Origin of the sequence: Streptomyces sp. NPDC048248 (assembly GCF_043201875.1) — a bacterium.
Taxonomy (GTDB): domain Bacteria; phylum Actinomycetota; class Actinomycetes; order Streptomycetales; family Streptomycetaceae; genus Streptomyces.
In genome coordinates, this window is sequence record NZ_JBICZL010000002.1 from 283338 (window position 1) to 300731 (window position 17394).

13 protein-coding genes and 1 pseudogene are annotated in these 17394 nt (G+C 72.3%); 4 read left to right on the plus strand and 10 right to left on the minus strand.

Annotated elements, in window-relative coordinates; all coding sequences use genetic code 11:
* Window positions 1-43 precede the first annotated feature (43 nt).
* The gene (locus ACGFZW_RS04470; RefSeq protein ID WP_393891521.1) at window positions 44-2848 is read left to right on the plus strand and encodes a PA14 domain-containing protein; all 2805 of its coding nucleotides are present in this window, start codon (window positions 44-46) and stop codon (window positions 2846-2848) included.
* 301 nt (window positions 2849-3149) lie between these two features.
* Complete coding sequence (locus tag ACGFZW_RS04475) at window positions 3150-5516, plus strand: GH92 family glycosyl hydrolase (RefSeq protein ID WP_393891522.1); 2367 nt, start codon at window positions 3150-3152, stop codon at window positions 5514-5516.
* 218 nt (window positions 5517-5734) lie between these two features.
* On the opposite strand, the gene ACGFZW_RS04480 is transcribed toward ACGFZW_RS04475, so the two are convergent.
* The 6 genes from ACGFZW_RS04480 to ACGFZW_RS04505 all read right to left on the minus strand — a co-directional run bounded on the left by ACGFZW_RS04480 (window position 5735) and on the right by ACGFZW_RS04505 (window position 12279).
* Complete coding sequence (locus tag ACGFZW_RS04480) at window positions 5735-5947, minus strand: EF-hand domain-containing protein (RefSeq protein ID WP_393891523.1); 213 nt, start codon at window positions 5945-5947, stop codon at window positions 5735-5737.
* Between the two features lie 69 nt (window positions 5948-6016).
* Entirely contained in the window at window positions 6017-8476 is a 2460-nt protein-coding gene (gene uvrA / locus ACGFZW_RS04485; protein ID WP_393891524.1) for an excinuclease ABC subunit UvrA, read from the minus strand.
* A gap of 20 nt (window positions 8477-8496) precedes the next feature.
* Complete coding sequence (locus ACGFZW_RS04490) at window positions 8497-9795, minus strand: NAD(P)/FAD-dependent oxidoreductase (protein WP_393891525.1); 1299 nt, start codon at window positions 9793-9795, stop codon at window positions 8497-8499.
* The gene (locus ACGFZW_RS04495; protein ID WP_393891526.1) at window positions 9792-9986 is read right to left on the minus strand and encodes a ferredoxin; all 195 of its coding nucleotides are present in this window, start codon (window positions 9984-9986) and stop codon (window positions 9792-9794) included. Before ACGFZW_RS04495 ends, ACGFZW_RS04490 begins: the two co-directional genes overlap by 4 nt.
* A 64-nt stretch (window positions 9987-10050) precedes the next feature.
* A complete protein-coding gene (locus ACGFZW_RS04500) occupies window positions 10051-11310 on the minus strand; it encodes a cytochrome P450 (RefSeq protein ID WP_393891817.1) in 1260 nt (419 codons plus the stop codon).
* Window positions 11311-11658: 348 nt separating this feature from the next.
* Complete coding sequence (locus ACGFZW_RS04505) at window positions 11659-12279, minus strand: TetR/AcrR family transcriptional regulator (protein ID WP_393891527.1); 621 nt, start codon at window positions 12277-12279, stop codon at window positions 11659-11661.
* A 231-nt stretch (window positions 12280-12510) separates the two neighbouring features.
* Between ACGFZW_RS04505 and ACGFZW_RS04510 the strand changes: the two genes are divergently transcribed.
* Window positions 12511-13455 (plus strand): aminoglycoside phosphotransferase family protein, encoded by a 945-nt coding sequence (locus tag ACGFZW_RS04510; protein WP_393891528.1) that lies wholly within the window; start codon window positions 12511-12513, stop codon window positions 13453-13455.
* Window positions 13456-13515: 60 nt separating this feature from the next.
* On the plus strand, window positions 13516-14301 hold the full coding sequence (locus ACGFZW_RS04515; protein ID WP_393891529.1) for an alpha/beta fold hydrolase: 786 nt from the start codon (window positions 13516-13518) through the stop codon (window positions 14299-14301).
* Window positions 14302-14367: 66 nt separating this feature from the next.
* Here the strand turns inward: ACGFZW_RS04515 and ACGFZW_RS04520 are convergent, their stop codons facing one another.
* The 4 genes and pseudogenes from ACGFZW_RS04520 to ACGFZW_RS04535 form a co-directional block, all read right to left on the minus strand.
* Window positions 14368-14802, minus strand: a complete 435-nt coding sequence (locus tag ACGFZW_RS04520) for an ester cyclase (RefSeq protein WP_393891530.1) — start codon at window positions 14800-14802, stop codon at window positions 14368-14370.
* A 182-nt stretch (window positions 14803-14984) separates the two neighbouring features.
* Window positions 14985-15575 carry a helix-turn-helix domain-containing protein gene (locus ACGFZW_RS04525; protein ID WP_393891531.1) on the minus strand — a complete coding sequence of 197 codons (591 nt, stop codon included), beginning with the start codon at window positions 15573-15575 and terminating at the stop codon, window positions 14985-14987.
* A 113-nt stretch (window positions 15576-15688) separates the two neighbouring features.
* Window positions 15689-16098: pseudogene (locus tag ACGFZW_RS04530) on the minus strand (5,10-methylene tetrahydromethanopterin reductase); the annotation flags it as partial.
* A 69-nt stretch (window positions 16099-16167) separates the two neighbouring features.
* A complete protein-coding gene (locus tag ACGFZW_RS04535; RefSeq protein ID WP_393891532.1) occupies window positions 16168-17322 on the minus strand; it encodes a glycoside hydrolase family 88 protein in 1155 nt (384 codons plus the stop codon).
* Window positions 17323-17394: the final 72 nt, after the last annotated feature.

Consider the following 17394-nt stretch of genomic DNA (forward strand, 5'->3'; position numbering starts at 1 on the left):
CTTCCTCCCGTGCCGATCCGGCGCCCCGGAACCGGCCGTTGTCATGGCCCTGGACAGAGTGCAGACGGCGTGCTGTCATGCCAACTGCCCTTGTTTCCAACGTTATACAAGATGGCGGAAGCAAGGGGCAGAGCCGGAAGGAACCGACCTCGGAGGTCCTGTGCGTTCTCCGTTCCTGCCCACCCGCCCCGGTCGCGCACGTGGAAGACGTGCAAGCCGCGGAAAATACAGCCACCGACCCCTCGGCGCCGCGCTGGCGGCCACTCTCGCCGCCGCGCTGCTCTCCCTCACTCCCGGCGGCGCCGACGCGTCCGCCGCGCCCGCCGCGGATCGCGACGACGCCCCCGCCGCCGTCCACGGCCTGAAGGGCGACTACTTCACCCAATCCGCCCCGGGCGCCTTCGACTTCGACGAACTCAAGGCGACCGCCGTCGACCCCCTGATCGACTTCGCGAACCTGGACTCCCGGCTGGAACAGGCCACCGGCCGGGCCGATGACGCGACGGTCCGCTGGACGGGCAAGCTCACGCCCGCCACCAGCGGCGCGTACACCTTCGCGATGACCGGCGACAACGGCTTCCGGCTCTGGATCGACGGCAAACCGGCCATCGACCACTGGGTCGACGACTGGGACAAGGAGCAGACCTCGCCCGCCGTGGACCTGGCAGCCGGCCACGCCTACGACATCAAGATCGAGTACTTCGAGCACATCGGCGGATCCAACCTCCACCTGAACTGGATTCCGCCCGGAGGCACGAAGACCCCGGTCCCGCAGAGCGCCTTCACCCTCCCCGACGGCTTCGACTACGACGGCCCGACCGCCGCCTCCGTCCGGCCCGACGGCCGCACCCTCCGTCTGGACTTCCCCCAGGACCTCGCCGCTCCCCCGGCAGCCTTCACCGACCACCTCGACGCGGTGATCGGCGGCGCGCGTTGGCCTCTGGGCAAGGCCAGGCTCGACTCCGGCGACCCGTCCAGACTGCTGATCGCCCTTGACGAGCCGGTCGTCGGCCAGGGCGGACAGGCCGATCTGCACTACGACGGCGAGGGCGGCCTGGTCACCGCGCAGGGCAAGGACATCGCCGCCTACTGGGCCGGCGGCACCAACGAGTCGACCTACCAGCTGCGCACCGAGTGGGCCGACGACGTCAGCAAGGACAACGCCCTGCCGGAATACCCGCGTCCGCAGCTCACCCGCGACAAGTGGCGCAATCTCAACGGCGAGTGGCAGTTCGCGGCGGCGGACAAGGGTGACGCCCCGCCCGTGGGCAAGCAGCTGGCGGAGAAGATCCTGGTCCCCTACCCGGTGGAGTCGCAGCTCTCCGGGATCGAACGGCACGAGGACCGGATGTGGTACCGCAGGACGTTCACCGTCCCCGCGGACTGGAAGATCGGCAGCTCGCGGCGGCTCGACCTCAACTTCGGCGCGGTGGACTGGCAGGCCGAGGTGTATGTCAACGGCAAGAAGGTCACCGCGCACAAGGGCGGCTACGACCGGTTCTCCGTGGACATCACCGACGCACTGCGGCCGGGCCGCACACAGGAGTTGATCGTAGGGGTCTACGACCCGACCGACGCCGAGGACGGCGAGAGCCCGCCCATCGGCAAGCAGCGGCTGGACCCCAGCGGCATCTGGTACACCGCCTCCTCCGGCATCTGGCAGACGGTCTGGATGGAACCGGTCGCCGCCGACCACGCAGACAGCCTCGAACTCACCCCCGACGTCCCCGGCAGCACGGTGTCCGTCGAGGCCCACGGGGTGCGCGACGGCGTCCCGGTGACCGCGATCGCCTACGACGGCAGGCGCGAGGTCGGCCGGGCGAGCGGCACCGGCGACGGCCCGATCAAGGTGCCGGTCCCCGACGCACACCTGTGGTCGCCGGACGATCCGCATCTGTACGACCTGAAGGTGACCGTCGGCTCCGGCTCCCGCACCGACCGGATCGGCAGCTACTTCGGCATGCGCTCGATCGGCGTCGAGAAGGTCGACGGCGTCCCGCGGACCGTCCTCAACGGCAAGCCCGTCTTCTCGATGGCCACCCTGGACCAGGGCTTCTGGCCGGACGGACTGCACACCGCGCCGACCGACGAGGCGCTGGCGTACGACCTGAAGATGCACAAGGCCATGGGCTTCAACTCGGTGCGCAAGCACATCAAGGTCGAGCCGGACCGCTGGTTCCACTGGGCGGACAAGCTGGGCCTGATGGTGTGGCAGGACATGCCGGCGATGAATACCGTCGAGCCGTCCCAGCCGGCCCGCGCGCAGTACGAGCGCGAGATGAAGCAGATGATCGACGAGCACGTCAGCAGCCCTTCGGTCATCATGTGGGTCACCTTCAACGAGGGCTGGGGGCAGTACGACCAGGCCCGCGTCGCCGACCAGGCCAAGGCGTGGGACCCGACCCGGCTGGTGAACAACATGAGCGGCCTCAACTGCTGCGGCGCCCAGGACGGCGGCAACGGCGACGTGGCGGACGCCCATGGCTATCCCCGCGCCCAACTGCCCGCCCCGGACGGCAGACGCGCCCTGGTCAGCGGCGAGTACGGCGGTCTCGGTCTGGCCGTACCGGGCCACGCCTGGCCGGTGCAGCACACCTACGTCGGGGTGGACCAGGCCGCGTACACGGACGACTACCTCGCGGAGCTCGCGCATGTCCGCACGCTGGCCTGCCAGGGCGGCAACGGCGCCGTCTACACCCAGATCAGCGATGTGGAGGGCGAGTTGAACGGACTGCTGACCTACGACCGCAAGGTGGTCAAGCCGGATGTGAAGCGTCTGGCGGCGGCGCATCGCGCGCTCATCAAGGACGCGTCCGACCCGGCCTCGATGCCCTGCGGCACGTCCTGACGGTGGGGGCCGCACCGGCCCGCGGTGTCCGGGGGCGCGGCGGCGCCGTGCACACCGCTCCGGCATCCCGCGCACCGGGGCGCGCCCTCCCCTGAACGGCTCCAACCGCGCCTGCCTTTCGGCTGTCCGGGCCACCCGCACTCGCGTGGCCCGGACACGCCGGAGTTCCCTCGACGCCGACCCTTGACGCCCGCCGGGTCGGCACCAAGAATGAGCGCGCTCTGACAACGTTGTCTGCCGACCGGGCCCGCTGACCGCCCGGCCGGCCGGCCACGCGGCCACGATCCCGGAGGTCCGATCCATGCCATGGCTCAGTCGCACCCGGCTGCGCACCGCAGGCGCGGTGCTGGCGGCCGCGCTCATCGGGGGCGCGCTCGCGGCCCCCGCCGCGCGGGCCGAACCGCCCGCCGGCCCGCTCACCGACCTGGTCAACCCCTTCATCGGCAGCCGGCACGACGGCAACACCTATCCGGGCGCCGCCGTACCGTTCGGCATGGTGCAGCTCTCCCCCGACACCGGCCACACCACCGGCTACGGCTACGACGACGACCACATCCGCGGCTTCAGCTCGGTGCACATCTCCGGCGTCGGCTGCGGCCTCGGCGGTGATCTGCCGGTGCTGCCCACGACGGGCGACATCACCGAGACCGACTACGCGAAATACGCCGCCTCCTACACCCACGACGACGAATCGGCCCGTCCCGGTTACTACCGTGTGGGCCTGAAGTCGTACGGCGGGATCACCGCCGAGCTGACCGCCACCGAGCGAACCGGCAAGCAGCGCTACACCTTCCCGGCCACCGACAAGGCCAACGTGCTGCTCAACACGGGCCAGTCGCTGCACAGCACGGTCTCCACCCGCGTCGAGGTGCTCGACTCGCGCACCATCCGCACCAGCATCACCGGCCGCGGCTTCTGCCAGGACACCGAGCCGTACACCCTGCACACCCTCACCCGCTTCGACCGGCCGTTCACCTCGTACGGAACCTGGGACGGCGACAAGGTGACGGCCGGCTCCCGGGACTCGACGGCCACCGGCCGGCACGGCGCCTACGCGCGCTTCGACACCCGCACCGACCGCACCGTCGAGGCGACCACCGCCATCAGCTATGTCGACGCCCCGGGCGCGGCCCGCAACCTCCGGGCCGAGGGCGGCCGTTCCTTCGACCGGACGAAGGCCGCGGCGAACGCCGAGTGGGAGCGGCGGCTCGGGCTGGTCCGGGCCCAGGGCGGCGACACGACGCTGCGCCGCACCTTCTACTCCTCCCTCTACCGGTCCTTCCTCGCGCCGAACATCGGCAGCGATGTGGACGGCCGCTACACCGGATGGGACCGCAAGACCCACCGCGCCACCGAGGACGGGGGGTTCACCTACTACCAGAACTGGTCACTGTGGGACACCTACCGCACCCAGGCGCAACTTCTGGCGCTCCTGGCGCCACGGGAGTCGCGCGACATGGCGCTGTCGGTGCTGCGGATCGACAGGGAGAGCGGCTGGCTTCCGAAGTGGGGCTACGGAACGGTCGAGACGAACATCATGACGGGCGACCCGGTCACGCCGTTCCTCACCAACGCCTATCAGCAGGGGCTGTTGCGGGGGCATGAGGAGGAGGCGTACGCGGCCCTGAAGAAGAACGCGGACGGCGTGCCGCCTGCCGACTCGCCCGCCGTCGGCCGCGAGGGCAACGCGGAATACCTTGAGGACGGTTTCGTGCCGTTCCTCAAGGGCCGCGAGCACGCCAAGCCCGGCGACTCCGATTTCGACCACGGTGCGTCGGCGACCCTCGAATACGCCCTGTCGGACGCCATGCTGGCCCAGATGGCGCGCGACCTGGGGCACGACGCCGACGCCGACCGGTATGCCGCCCGCGCCCAGAACTACCGCAGGATCTTCGACCCGTCGACCGGCTTCTTCCGGGCACGCGACGGGAAGGGCGCCTTCACCGGTCCCGCGGATCCGGCCAAGAGCGAGGGCTTCCACGAGGGCACCTCCTGGCAGTACCAATGGCTGGTGCCGCAGGATCTGCCGGGGACGCTGGCCCTGATCGGCGGCAAGGAGAAGGCCGACCAGCGGCTCGACTCCTTCTTCGCCTACCAGGACCTGCTGAAGGACCCGGAGAAGACGGCGCGCGAGGTGTGGGTCAACGGCCCGTACGACTACTACAACGCGGACAAGTACAACCCGCAGAACGAGCCCGATCTGATCGCGCCCTACACCTATCTGTCCACCGGTCGGCCGTGGAAGACCACCGACGTGGTGCATGCCGCGCTGACCCTCTTCACCGACACGCCGAGCGGTATGACCGGGAACGACGATCTGGGGACCATGTCGGCGTGGATGGTGCTCTCGTCGATCGGGATCTTCCCGGTACAGCCGGGCACCGACACCTGGGGGCTGAGCACACCGGTCTTCGACCGGGTCGACCTGACGCTGGACCGGCGGTACTTCCCGGCCGGCCACTTCAGCGTCACCGCGCCCGGCACCTCGTCCGACCTGCGCTACGTGCGGTCGGTCCGTCTCGGCGGCGCAGCGCGGGAGCAGACGTATCTGACCACAGGCGATCTGCGCTCGGGACGTGAGCTGGCCTTCACCCTGGGGACGAAGCCGTCCGGCTGGGGCACGGGCGAGGGCTCGGCGCCACCGCCGGTGGGCACCGCGGGGAAGTAGCGTGGCCCCGGGCCGGTCACCGACGGCCCCGGGGAGCAGGCATCGAGCCGCGGACGGGCGAGCCGTACCCGCCGTCCGCGGTTCGCTGTGTCCGGGCCGGTCGGCACGGCCGGCCCGAACGGGCACGCCGGCGCTGCCCGTCTTCGGACCGGCCGGCGTCGCGCGGCCGGTCCGCGGGCGGCAGACGTACCGGAGGAGCGGACGTCAGGGGGCGGGCGTCACTTCTCCAGGGCCTGCCAGAACTCGTCGAAGGACAGCCGGCCGTCGCTGTTGCTGTCCTTGGACTTGATGACCGCCTCGGCGATCGGGCCGGTGACGAACGGGTCACCCATCTCGGCCATCGCCCGCTTGAACTCGTCCGCCGTGACCAGGCCGTCCTTGTCCGCGTCGAACCGGTCGAACTCCGCCCTGGCCTTCTCGATGTCTGCCACGAGAGGTGCCCCCTTCGTCTTGCTGCACGTTGCTGCACGGTGATGTGACCTGCGTAGATTATCCGACCGTCAAGAACGCCCGGGCCTTGCCCTGTCACGGGCGAGATAGGGCGCGGTACGGCTGCCGGGCGCGGACGCCACCTCCTCCGGCGTCCCCTCCGCCACGATCCTGCCGCCCTCGGCCCCGCCGCCCGGCCCCAGGTCGATGACGTGGTCGGCACCCGCGACGACCGCCATGTCGTGCTCGACGACGACCACCGTGTTGCCGGCGTCCACCAGGCCGTGCAACTGCCGCAGCAGGACCTCGGTGTCGGCCGGGTGGAGGCCGGTGGTGGGTTCGTCCAGGAGGTAGAGGGTGTGGCCGCGCCGGGCGCGCTGGAGCTCGGCGGCGAGCTTGATGCGCTGGGCCTCGCCGCCGGACAGTTCCGTCGCGGGCTGGCCCAGGCGGAGGTAGCCAAGGCCCACGTCCTGGAGGGTGCGCAGGCTGCGGGCGGCCGCGGGGACGTCGGCGAGGAAGTCCGCGGCGGTGTCGACGGTCATCCCCAGGACGTCGGCGACGTTCCGGCCGCGGTAGGTGATCCGGAGCGTCTCGGGGTTGTAGCGGTCGCCGTGGCAGTCGGTGCAGGGCGCGTAGGTGCCGGGCAGGAAGAGCAGTTCGACGGCGACGAACCCCTCGCCCTGGCAGGTCTCGCACCGGCCGCCGGTGACGTTGAAGGAGAACCGCCCCGCGGTGTACCCGAGAGCGCGGGCCTCCTCGGTGGCCGCGAACACCTTGCGGACGGCGTCGAACATCCCGGTGTAGGTGGCGAGGTTGGACCGGGGGGTGCGGCCGATCGGCTTCTGGTCGACGCGCACCAGCCGGCCGATCGTCTCCAGGCCGTGGACGGCGGTGAGTTGGGCGGTGGCCATGGGCCCGGCGTCCGGCTCCGCCACGTCACCGGCGTCCGGCCTGCCCTGCTCCGCGCCCAGGTGCTCGCGGACCGCTTCGGCCAGGACGCGGGTGACCAGCGTCGACTTGCCGGAACCGGAGACGCCGGTGACGGCGGTGAAGACACCGAGCGGGAAGGCGGCGTCCACACCCCGGAGGTTGTGCAGGGTGACGCCGCGCAGGGTCAGCGTTCCGGAGGGGCTGCGGGGTGTGCGGGGCGCTGGCGGCTCGGTGTCGAAGAGGAAACGGCGGGTGGCCGAGCCGGTGACGTCGGCGAGCGCGTCGACCGGCCCGCTGTGCAGCACCTGTCCGCCGTGCTCCCCGGCCCGGGGGCCGACGTCCACGATCCAGTCGGCACGCCTGACCACATCCATGTCGTGCTCGACGACGAACAGTGAGTTGCCGGCTTCCTTGAGCCGGCCCAGCACCGTGAGCAGGGACTCGGTGTCGGCGGGGTGGAGACCCGCGGACGGCTCGTCGAGGACGTAGACGACGCCGAAGAGGCCGGAGCGCAGCTGGGTGGCCAGCCGCAGCCGCTGGAGTTCGCCCGCGGAGAGGGTCGGCGAGGGCCGGTCGGTGCTCAGATAGCCGAGGCCGAGTTCGGTGAGGATCTCGATGCGGGCCACCAGGTCGCGGGCCAGGGTCGGCGCCACCCCCTCGTCAGGCGCCTGCGCGGTGGGGCGCAGCAGCTCGGCCAGGGCGCTCAGCGGCAGGCCCGCGAGGGTGGCGATGTCATGGCCGGCGAAGGTGACGGCCAGGGCTTCCGGGCGCAGCCGCCGTCCGGCGCACACCGGGCAGGGCTCCGCGACCATGAAGCCCTGGACCCGTTTGCGCAGCGTCTCACTCTTGGAGTCGGCGAAGGTGTGCAGGACGTAGCGTCTGGCGCTCATGTACTGGCCCTGGTAGGGGCGTTGGATGCGCCCGACGTCGCGCACCGGGTGGACGGTGACGACCGGCTGTTCGTCGGTGAACAGGATCCAGTCGCGGTCGGCCTGCGGCAGTTCCCTCCAGGGCCGGTCGACGTCATGGCCCAGGGCGTCGAGGATGTCGCGGAGGTTCTTGCCCTGCCAGGCGCCGGGCCAGGCGGCGATGGCGCCGTCGCGGACGGACAGCGAGGGGTCGGGGACGAGGGACTCCTCGGTGACCCGGTGGACCCGGCCCAGGCCGTGGCACTCGGGGCAGGCGCCGACGGCGGTGTTGGGCGAGAAGGCGTCGGAGTCGAGCCGGTCGGCGCCCGCCGGGTAGTCGCCCGCCCGCGAGAACAGCATCCGCAGCGTGTTGGAGAGCGTCGTGACGGTGCCGACCGAGGAGCGCGAGGTGGGCGCGGAGCGGCGCTGCTCCAGGGCGATCGCGGGCGGCAGCCCTGTGATGTCCTCGACCTTCGGGGCGCCGACCTGGTGGATCAGCCGCCGGGCGTAGGGGGCGACCGACTCGAAGTAGCGGCGCTGGGCCTCGGCGTAGAGGGTGCCGAAGGCCAGCGAGGACTTGCCCGATCCGGACACCCCGGTGAACGCGACCAGGGCGTCCCTCGGGATGTCCACATCGACGGTGCGGAGGTTGTGCTCACGGGCGCCGCGCACCCGTACGTACGAGTCGGTCATCCCTCCATGATCGGGCACGGTCAGCCGGGAGTGATGGCGGCGCCGACGCGCTCGCGCGCCTCCTCCCAGGGAAGGGGGGTGGCGATGACCGCGCGCAGTGCCCGCACCTGCCGGGGCGGCAGCCCGGTCGCGACGATGCCGGTGGCGGTGCCGTCGCGGCCGTAGAGGGTGACGGTGCGGCGTGCGCCGTGGTCCAGGACGATGGTCTCCGCGCGGTCGGCGTCCGCGGTCAGTCCGTACGCCTGGATCTTGATGTCGTACTGGTCGGACCAGAAGTACGGCACGGGGGCGAAGGGGCGGCGCTGCGGTGCCGGGGCGCCGTCGGCCGCCGGGTCCGAGGGCTCGGCCGGGACGGTCTCGGCGGCCAGTTCCGCCAGCAGGTTGCGGGCGGCGGCCATGCCCTGCTCGGTGGCATTGGTCCGATGCTCGAAGCGCAGCGGACGGCCGTGGACGGGATGGTCCCAGCGGGCCACGTCGCCCGCGGCGTAGATGCCGGGGGCGGCGGCGCAGTACGCGTCGCAGCGCAGCCCGTCGACGGTGTCCAGGGCCGGGTCGTCGAGCCACTGCACGGCGGGGTCCGAGCCGATGGCCAGCAGCACGCTGTCGGCGGGGATACGCGTCCCGTCGGTCAGCCGCACGGCGGTGACCTGTGCGGCCTCGGCCCCGGCGGACGCCGCCGTGTCGAATCCGTCCACGTCGGCGGTGAGCAGGCGCACCCCGTGGGCGCGGTGCTCCTCGGCGAGCAGGGTGCCGACCTCGGCGCCGAGGGCACGCGCCATCGGTACGGGGTCGCGGCCGACGAGGGTGACCTCGTGGCCCAGTTCGCGTGCCACCGCGGCCGCTTCGCAGCCCAGGACGCCATTGCCGACGATCACCAGGCGCCGCTCGGGGCCGGTCAGCCGGTCGCGCAGTGCGAGAGCGTCGTCGAGCGTGCGCAGGGTGTGCACTCCGGCGAGGTGCTCCGCCCCGGGCAGCGCGCGGGCGGCGACGCCGGTCGCGATGATGACGCCGGCGCAGGTGAGTCGTTCGCCGCCGTCCAGAGTGAGCGTCCTGGTGGCCGCGTCGAGGCCGGTGGCCCGGGTGCCGAGCCGCAGGTCGAGACCGAGCGGGTCCAGTTGGCCCGCGGTGCGCAGCAGCAGCCGCTCGGGCTCCCACGTGCCGTGCAGCAACTGCTTGGACAGCGGCGGACGGTCGTAGGGGAGGTGGGGTTCGTCGCCGATGAGGGTGAGCGGTCCGGTCCAGCCGAACCGGCGCAGCGCCTCCGCCGCGGCGAGGCCCGCGGCGGAGGCGCCGACGACGGCGATCGGGCGGGTGGTCACGCGTGGACCTCGATCACGGCGGCCGGGCAGATGGCGGCGGCCTCGCGGACCGCGTCGTGCTGCTCGGCGGGCGGCGCGGCGTCGAGCAGGACGACCACGCCGTCCTCGTCGCGCTGGTCGAAGACCTCGGGGGCGATCAGTACGCACTGACCGGCGGCGCAGCACTTGTCGGCGTCAAGGGTGATCTTCATGGCGGAACTCCGTGGTGGTGAGGGGGTGCGTGGGGGGCTCGGGGCGGACGACGGCCGCCCGGTGTCACCAGGTGACGGGCAGGGCGTGACAGCCGTAGATGGCCATGTCGCTGCGGAAGGGGATGTCCTCGACCGGTACGGCCGGGCGCAGGGTGGGGAAGCGGCGCAGCAGCGTGCCGATGACGACCTGGAGTTCGACGCGGGCCAGTGCCTGGCCCAGGCACTGGTGGACGCCGTAGCCGAAGGCGACGTGGTGCTGGGCGTTGGGGCGGCACACGTCGAGCCGGTCGGCGTCGGTGAAGACGTTCTCGTCGCGGTTGGCGGACGGTACGGCCACCACGACGCCCTCACCGGCCCGGATGAGGTGGCCGCCGATCTCGATGTCGGCGGTGGCGACCCGGCGCGGGCCGTTGCGGATGATGCTGTGGAAGCGCAGTAGTTCCTCGACGGCGCCGCGGATCAGCGCGGGCTCCTCGCGCAGCCGGTCGGCGGACTCACGGTCGCGCATCAAGGTGAGCGCACTGAGGCCGATCATGTTGGCCGTGGTCTCGTGCCCGGCGATCAGGAGCAGGGCGGCGAAGGCGGCCACCTCGTCGTGGGTGATCTCGCCGGTGCGCTGCTGCTCGGCGATGAGGCGGCCGAGGATGTCGTCGCCCGGGTCGGCCTCCTTCGTGGTGACCAACCGGTCGAGGTAGTCGCGCAGTTCGATGCGGGCGGCCTCCCGCTCGTCGTCGGGGACGACGCGGGAGAGCAGCTTGCCGGTGAGCCCCTGGAAGACGTCGTGGTCGTCGTAGGGGACGCCGAGGAGCAGGCTGATGACCAGCGAGGGCACGGGCAGCGCGAGCGCCTCGACGAGGTCAACGCCCCCGTTCTCGCGCCCCTGTGCCCGCTCCATCGCGTCGCACAGTTCGTCGGTGATGCGCTGGATCTCCGGGCGCAGTGCCTCGACGCGTTTGACCATGAACTCCCGGGTGACCGTCCGGCGCAGCCGGGTGTGCTCGGGCGGGTCCATGCGGATGAAGCCGCGGTTGTCGGTGTTGGTGCCGCCGGTCATGCCGCTGAGGGGGTAGCCGGGGACGGTGGTGTCGGAGCTGAAGCGGGTGTCCCCGAGGATGGCGCGGATGTCGGCGTAGCGGGTGGCCAGCCAGGCCCAACTGCCGTCCGGAAGGGCGACCTTGGAGAGCTTCTCCTCGGCGCGGAGGGCGGCGAGGGCGGCGTGCGGGTCGTCCCCCTGGTCGAGGAGATCCGAGAGCGGGGGCGGGTCGAAGGGGCAGCCGCTCGACGGCTGGGCGGTCCGGGACGCCGGGGCGGGGGAAAGTGTCATCTCGCTCATCTCGCTTCTCGCGCGCACGCCGACAGCGGCGTGCTCAGAGTCGAACGTTCGCCTAACACCCGTAAACTTACATGTGTAATAGACACGTAAACGCATCGGGGTACCGGAAGTGACAGCAACTCAGGAAGTGACCACGCCGGACACACGGTCGACGGCGGGGCCTGCGGCAGGGGCTGTGACGGGTCGGCGACGGCGAAACGGCGGGGTGGCAGCGTTGCAGGCGACGAGGCACGGCGGCAGCCGGAAACGGCAAGGACCGCACGACGGGAGCCCGCCCCTGATGAGCGGCCCCCGCCGCACGCCACGCCCACGGCACCGGCCGCCCGCGGGCGGCCGCGCTCAGTCCTCGAGCAGCAGCTGAAGGATCTCGTCCACGAAACGGTCCAGGCGGCGGGCGTCCTTGCGGCTCGGCATGACCTGCCAGAGCATCACCCGGCCGTGCACGGAAGACCACAGCACGTACGGCGCCTCCGAGCGTGAGCACCGCACCCGCCGGCCCGCTTCCTCGCACGCGGTCAGCGCGTCGTTCCAGCTGCGCACCAGCAGTCCGGCCGGGTGCCCCGCCAGCCGCTCGGGGCCGACGGGGGTCTGCCGCGTCTCGTAGAGCAGCCGGTAGGTGGCCGGGTGCGCGATGGCGTACCGGCAGTAGGCCCGCAGCTGGGCACGCAGCCGAGCGACCGGATCATCGCCGTCCGCCTTCTCGGCGGCCTCGGCCATCGCGCGGGCCAGCCGTTCGTAGCTGACCTCCAGGGTCGCCCAGACCAGCTCGGTCTTGTCGGCGAAGTGACGGTAGATGCTGGGGGCGGCGACACCGGCCTCGCGGGCGACGGCGCGCAGCGACAGGGCGTCCTCGCTGCCGACCTGCTCCAGGAGGCGTTCGGTGGCCCGCAGCAGCTCCTCGCGCAGCCGCTCACCCTGTCCGCGCGGGTTACGGGGCCGGACGGCCGCACTCTCGCTCACTGCCCTGCGGTCCTTCCCTGGCCTCGCCGATGTGGTCCGACCAGGGTTTCACATCGTCGCGCGACGGCTTACGGGAGTGCCGCGCGGCGCGCGCCGAGTGATCCGGCTCACCGTCCCGCGGGGCAGCCTTCCCGTACGGCTGCGGGGTGCACTGTCCGGCCGAAAGGGACCGGAGCGAGGGGACTGCCCGACCCCGCCCGTGACCCTCCTGGCACCGCCTAAGCTTCCCGGATGGCGCACACCCCGCACGACGACCGCTTCCCCGCCGACCTGCCCGTGGTCACGCGGATGGGGCGGACGCCCTCCGGGCGTGCCTGGCTCGACCGGCTGCCGGGCATCGTCCGCGAGATCGAGGAGCGGTGGGAGCTGCGACTGGGCGCCCCGTTCCACGGCGGCAGCTGCTCCTGGGTGGCGCCCGCGGAAGGGCCCGACGGCGAGCCCGCGGTGCTCAAGGTGACCTGGCCGCACCGGGAGGCCGAGGGCGAGGCACCCGGGCTGCACGCCTGGGACGGCAACGGGGCCGTCCGGCTGCACCGTTGGGACCCCGAGCACGGCGCGCTGCTGATCGAGCGCTGCACCCCCGGCACCCCGCTCGACGACTCCCCGCTGCCGCCCGCCGAGCGGCTCGCCCTCGCCGCCGGCCTGCTGCGCGACCTGTGGGCCGCACCCACTCCGCCGGACGGCAGGCTGGAGCGGGTCGACGCGGTGTGCGCGGAGTGGGCGGACGTGCTCCAGGAGCGGATGTTCCGGCTGCGGCCGGGCTACGACCCGGGTCTTGTGGCGCTCGGCGCCGACCTGCTGCGCAAGCTGCCGGTCACGGCCACCCGCGAGGTCGTGGTGCACGGCGACTTCAACCCGGGCAATGTGCTGGCGGCGCGGCGGCGGCCCTGGCTCGCCATCGACCCCAAGCCGATGGTCGGCGACCCGGCGTACGACCCGTGGCCTCTGCTGACGCAGGTCGACGACCCCTTCACACACCCGGACCCGCGCCCGGTGCTCCGGGAGCGCTGCACGCTGGTCGGCGAAGTCCTGGGCGAAGACCCCGCGCGGCTGTTCGCCTGGTCGGTGGCGCGTGCCGTCGAGAGCGCGCTGTGGAGCGCCGATCACGACGATGTCGCGGGCGGGGCAACGGAGTTGGCGGAGGCTCGGGTGCTCGCGGAGCTGGCCGGATTGTGACCTTCGACGGGACGCGCCACGCGCTCCGTGCGGGTCGCCCACGGCCTAGGGTGGGGGCGTATGAACCGTGAACCACTTCATGTGACGGTGTGGGACGAGGCGACGCCCGGCGCGCCGCGGGCGGTGCTGGTGCACGGCACGTTGAGCTGGGGCACGGAGTGCTTCGCCGGGCAGCGTCCGCTGGCCGACATGTTCCGCCTGGAACTGGTCGATCGGCGCGGTTTCGGCGACAGCCCGGACATCGACCGCAGCGACTACACCGTCGACGCCGAGGACGTCCGCCAACTGCTGGGACACGGCGCGCATTTGGTCGGCCACTCCTACGGCGCGGTGGCGGCCATGCTGGCCGCGTCCGACCGCCCGCAGGCCGTCCAGTCGCTCACCCTCATCGAGCCGTCGCCGCTTCGCACCGCGGCCGGCCACCCCGTCGTGGCGGCGGCGCTGGAGCGGATCCGCGCCGCTTTCGGGGGCGCCGACGCGGAGTCGAGCCCGGCGGACTTCCTGCGGCGTGCCACCGAGCCCTACGGCCTGCCGGTGCCGCAGCCGACACCTCGCTTGCTGCGCGCCGCGCGGTCCGCGATGCGCGAACGGCCCGCCTGGGACGCGCAGATCCCGCTCGGCCCGCTGGCCAAGGCCGGGATGCCCAAGGTCGTCATCAACGGCTCGTGGGAGGAAGCCCACCCCGACTACCGCGACTTCACCGGAGCGGCGCTGGCCGCCTGCGGCGAGTACCTCGCCGACGCGATCGGCGCACGCCATGTACGGGTGCAGGGCGCCGACCACACCCCGCACCAGGACCGCCCGGACGCGGTGAACGCCGTGCTCACCCGGATGTGGCAGAGCTGACCACGGCCGCCACCGAGGTCCGTCGGGGCCTGCGGAAACACCCCGGACCCCGGGCGCCGGTCCCGGTCATTCCGGCGCCGCCCCGAGCGGCGGGAGCACGCCCAGCTGCGTCAGCAGTCCGTGCAGGTCCTTGTCCGACCACTTCTCCGCGAGCTTGCCGTTCTCGATGCGGTGGATGACCGTCCCCGTCATCGTGAGGGCGTTCCCGGTGGCGGGGATGCCCGGCAGGTCGCCCTCGTGGACACCGCGGGCGGTCAGCCGGGTGACGACCTTGTCGCCTTCGGCGACCTGGTCCTCGATCTCGTGCGTCCCGGGAGTCGCCTCCCAGAACAACCGGAAGACCTGTTTGAGCCCTTCCCGGCCCTCCGCGAAGCCCGGGAAGGGCGGCGGTGAGTGGTCCTTGTAGTCCTCGGCGACCAGCTCGTCCATGGCGTCCAGGTTGCCCCGGTCGATCTCCTCGTAGAAGCGGCGAACCAGCCTCTTGTTCTCCTCGCTCGACATCGCATCCCCAGAACGTGATCGCTTCGGTCACCGAGCCGGCGGGCATCGGCGGGGCCCATATGTGTCCGGAAGCGTTACGGGCCCCGGTGGAAGCGCCCACTCGGCGCGCCGGACCGCAGCTCACATTCGCCCGGATGCGACCCCGGGCGCGGCTAAGGGCGGCCCGTCGCGGGTCGCCAGGGTCACTTGCGCGCGGGCCTGGCCCGCACATGGAGGCGCTCCCCCTGCGCCCCGAAGAGACTGAGGAATTCGACCGGCTCCGGGCCGGCGCTGGACCACCCGTGCGGAGTGCGGGTGTCGAACTCGGCGACCTCCCCAGCGGTGAGCACGACGTCGTGCTCACCCAGCAGCAGCCTCAGACGGCCGGCCAGCACGTAGAGCCACTCATAGCCCTCGTGCGCCCGCTGCTCCGGATCCGCCGCCCCCGGTTGCGCGCCGGGCACCACCTGCTTGTAGGCGTGCAGCCCGCCGAGGTGCCGGGTCAGCGGGATGAAGGTCACGCCGTCGCGGGTGAAGGGCCGGGGGTGCAGGCGCGGGTCGCCGGTGGCCGGCGCGTCCACCAGTTCGTCCAGCTGCACGGCGTACGCCTTCGCCAGGGGCAGCAGCAGCTCCAGGGTGGGTTTGCGCAGGCCGGATTCCAGGCGCGAGAGGGTACTGAGCGAGATGCCTGTGGTCTCGCTCAATTGGGCCAGGGTGGTGCCGCGCTCACGGCGCAGCGCCCTCAGTCGCGGGCCCACAGCGGTCAGTACGTGTGCGAGATCGTCGTCTGCCATCTGTTCCATTGCCGACCCGGCAAGACGCTTTGTCAAGCGCGCGGCGTCCGGGCTTTCCTGCCACCCGACAGCACGGGCCCGCGGGCTCGGCCGGCAGCGCCCGCCCGGCGGCCTCAGCGGGTGGCTGCCGCGACCCGCGCCTGGTGCGTCGGTGCGTCCGCCCCCCGGCGGGCCGGCGCGCGGCGAATTCCTTGCGCAGCACGGGGACGACCTCCTCACCGAGGATGTCGAGCTGTTCCAGAACGGTCTTCAGCGGCAGACCCGCGTGGTCGATCAGGAAGAGCTGGCGCTGGTAGTCGCCGAAGGACTCACGGAAGGTGAGGGTCTTGTCGACGGCTTCCTGCGGACTGCCGACGGTGAGCGGGGTCTGCTCGGTGAACTCCTCCAGCGACGGGCCGTGCCCGTAGACGGGCGCGCTGTCGAAGTAGGGGCGGAACTCCCGCACCGCGTCCTGGGAGTTGGGCCGCAGGAAGACCTGCCCCCCGAGGCCGACGACGGCCTGCTCCGGGGTGCCGTGACCGTGGTCGCCCCCGGACGCACGGGCCCGGCACCCTCCCCACGAGGCGGCACCGGGCCCGCACCGAACCCGGCGTCAGGAGCCCGCCGTCTTCGCCAGCTCCGTGCCCGCCATCAGGAAGCCGCCGACGCCGAAGTCCGCCGTGGTGCCGTACCCGACCGGCTGACTGGACTCCGGGCGGTCACCCACGTTCTGCACGTATCCGAGGAAGCCGTCGGGGTGCACCGCGGTGGCGACCATCCCGTTCCAGGCACGGGCGGCGACCGGCCGGAACGTCTCCCGCGGGAGCAGCCCGGCGCGCAGCGCGTACGCCGTGCCGTACGTGAAGAAGGCGGTGCCGCTGGTCTCCGGGCCCGGCAGGTGCTCGGGGTCGGCGAGGTTCACGTTCCAGAACCCGTCGGCGCGCTGGACAGCACGCAGCGCGGTGAGTTCACCGACGAGTGCGGCGCGATATTCCGGGACGTGCGGGTGCGAGGCCGGCAGGACCCCGAGCACCTTGACATGGGCACCGGCGACCCAGCCGTTGCCGCGCGACCAGAGGACCGGCCGTCCGTTGGGCGAGGCGATACCACCGGGCAGGAACCGCTTGTCGCGATACCAGAGCCCGACGGCGGGGTCGTACAGGCCCGGCCCGCCTTCCGCGCCCCTGGTGTGGATGTAGAGGGCGTGCATCGCGTCCCAGTAGGCGGGGTCCTGCCGCAGGGCACCGAGCCGGGCGAACGGCGGCATCGCCATGTGCAGTGCGTCGTCCCACCACCAGTCGTCGTGCTTCTCGGCCGAGGTCAGGACCATGCGCTGCAGGGAGTCCTCGATGGCGGCGATCTTCGCCGGGTCCGGCGTGGCGTCCAGCGCGTGCAGATCGAGGTAGGTCTGCCCCGCGCAGTGGTCGTCGGCGTGCCGGGTGGTGACGCCGTTGTGCAGCCCGTAGGCGTGCTTCTCGGCCCAGCCGCGGGCGTACGCGAGGTAGCGCGGCTCGCGGGTGAGACGGTGCAGGGCCATCAGCCCGCTGAAGAAGGTGGCGCGGGCCCACTGGTTGTCCCCGGGGTCGGCGTGCGCGCCGATCCAGTGGTCGGCGACCCGGCGCAGTACGGCGACGATCTCGGCGCGGGGCGGCAGCCGGTCGGCGGGGCGGGCGCCCGTGGTGGCGCGGGCGGCGCCGGCCGTGAGGGCGGGCAGTGCGGTGCCGGCCGCCAGCGCGGCGCCCGTGGCGAGGAATTGCCGACGTTCCATGAACACACCTCTCCGGTACGGAAGTTCAGGCATGCAGGGTCAGGTACATGAACAGCGTTCGTTCATGTGATG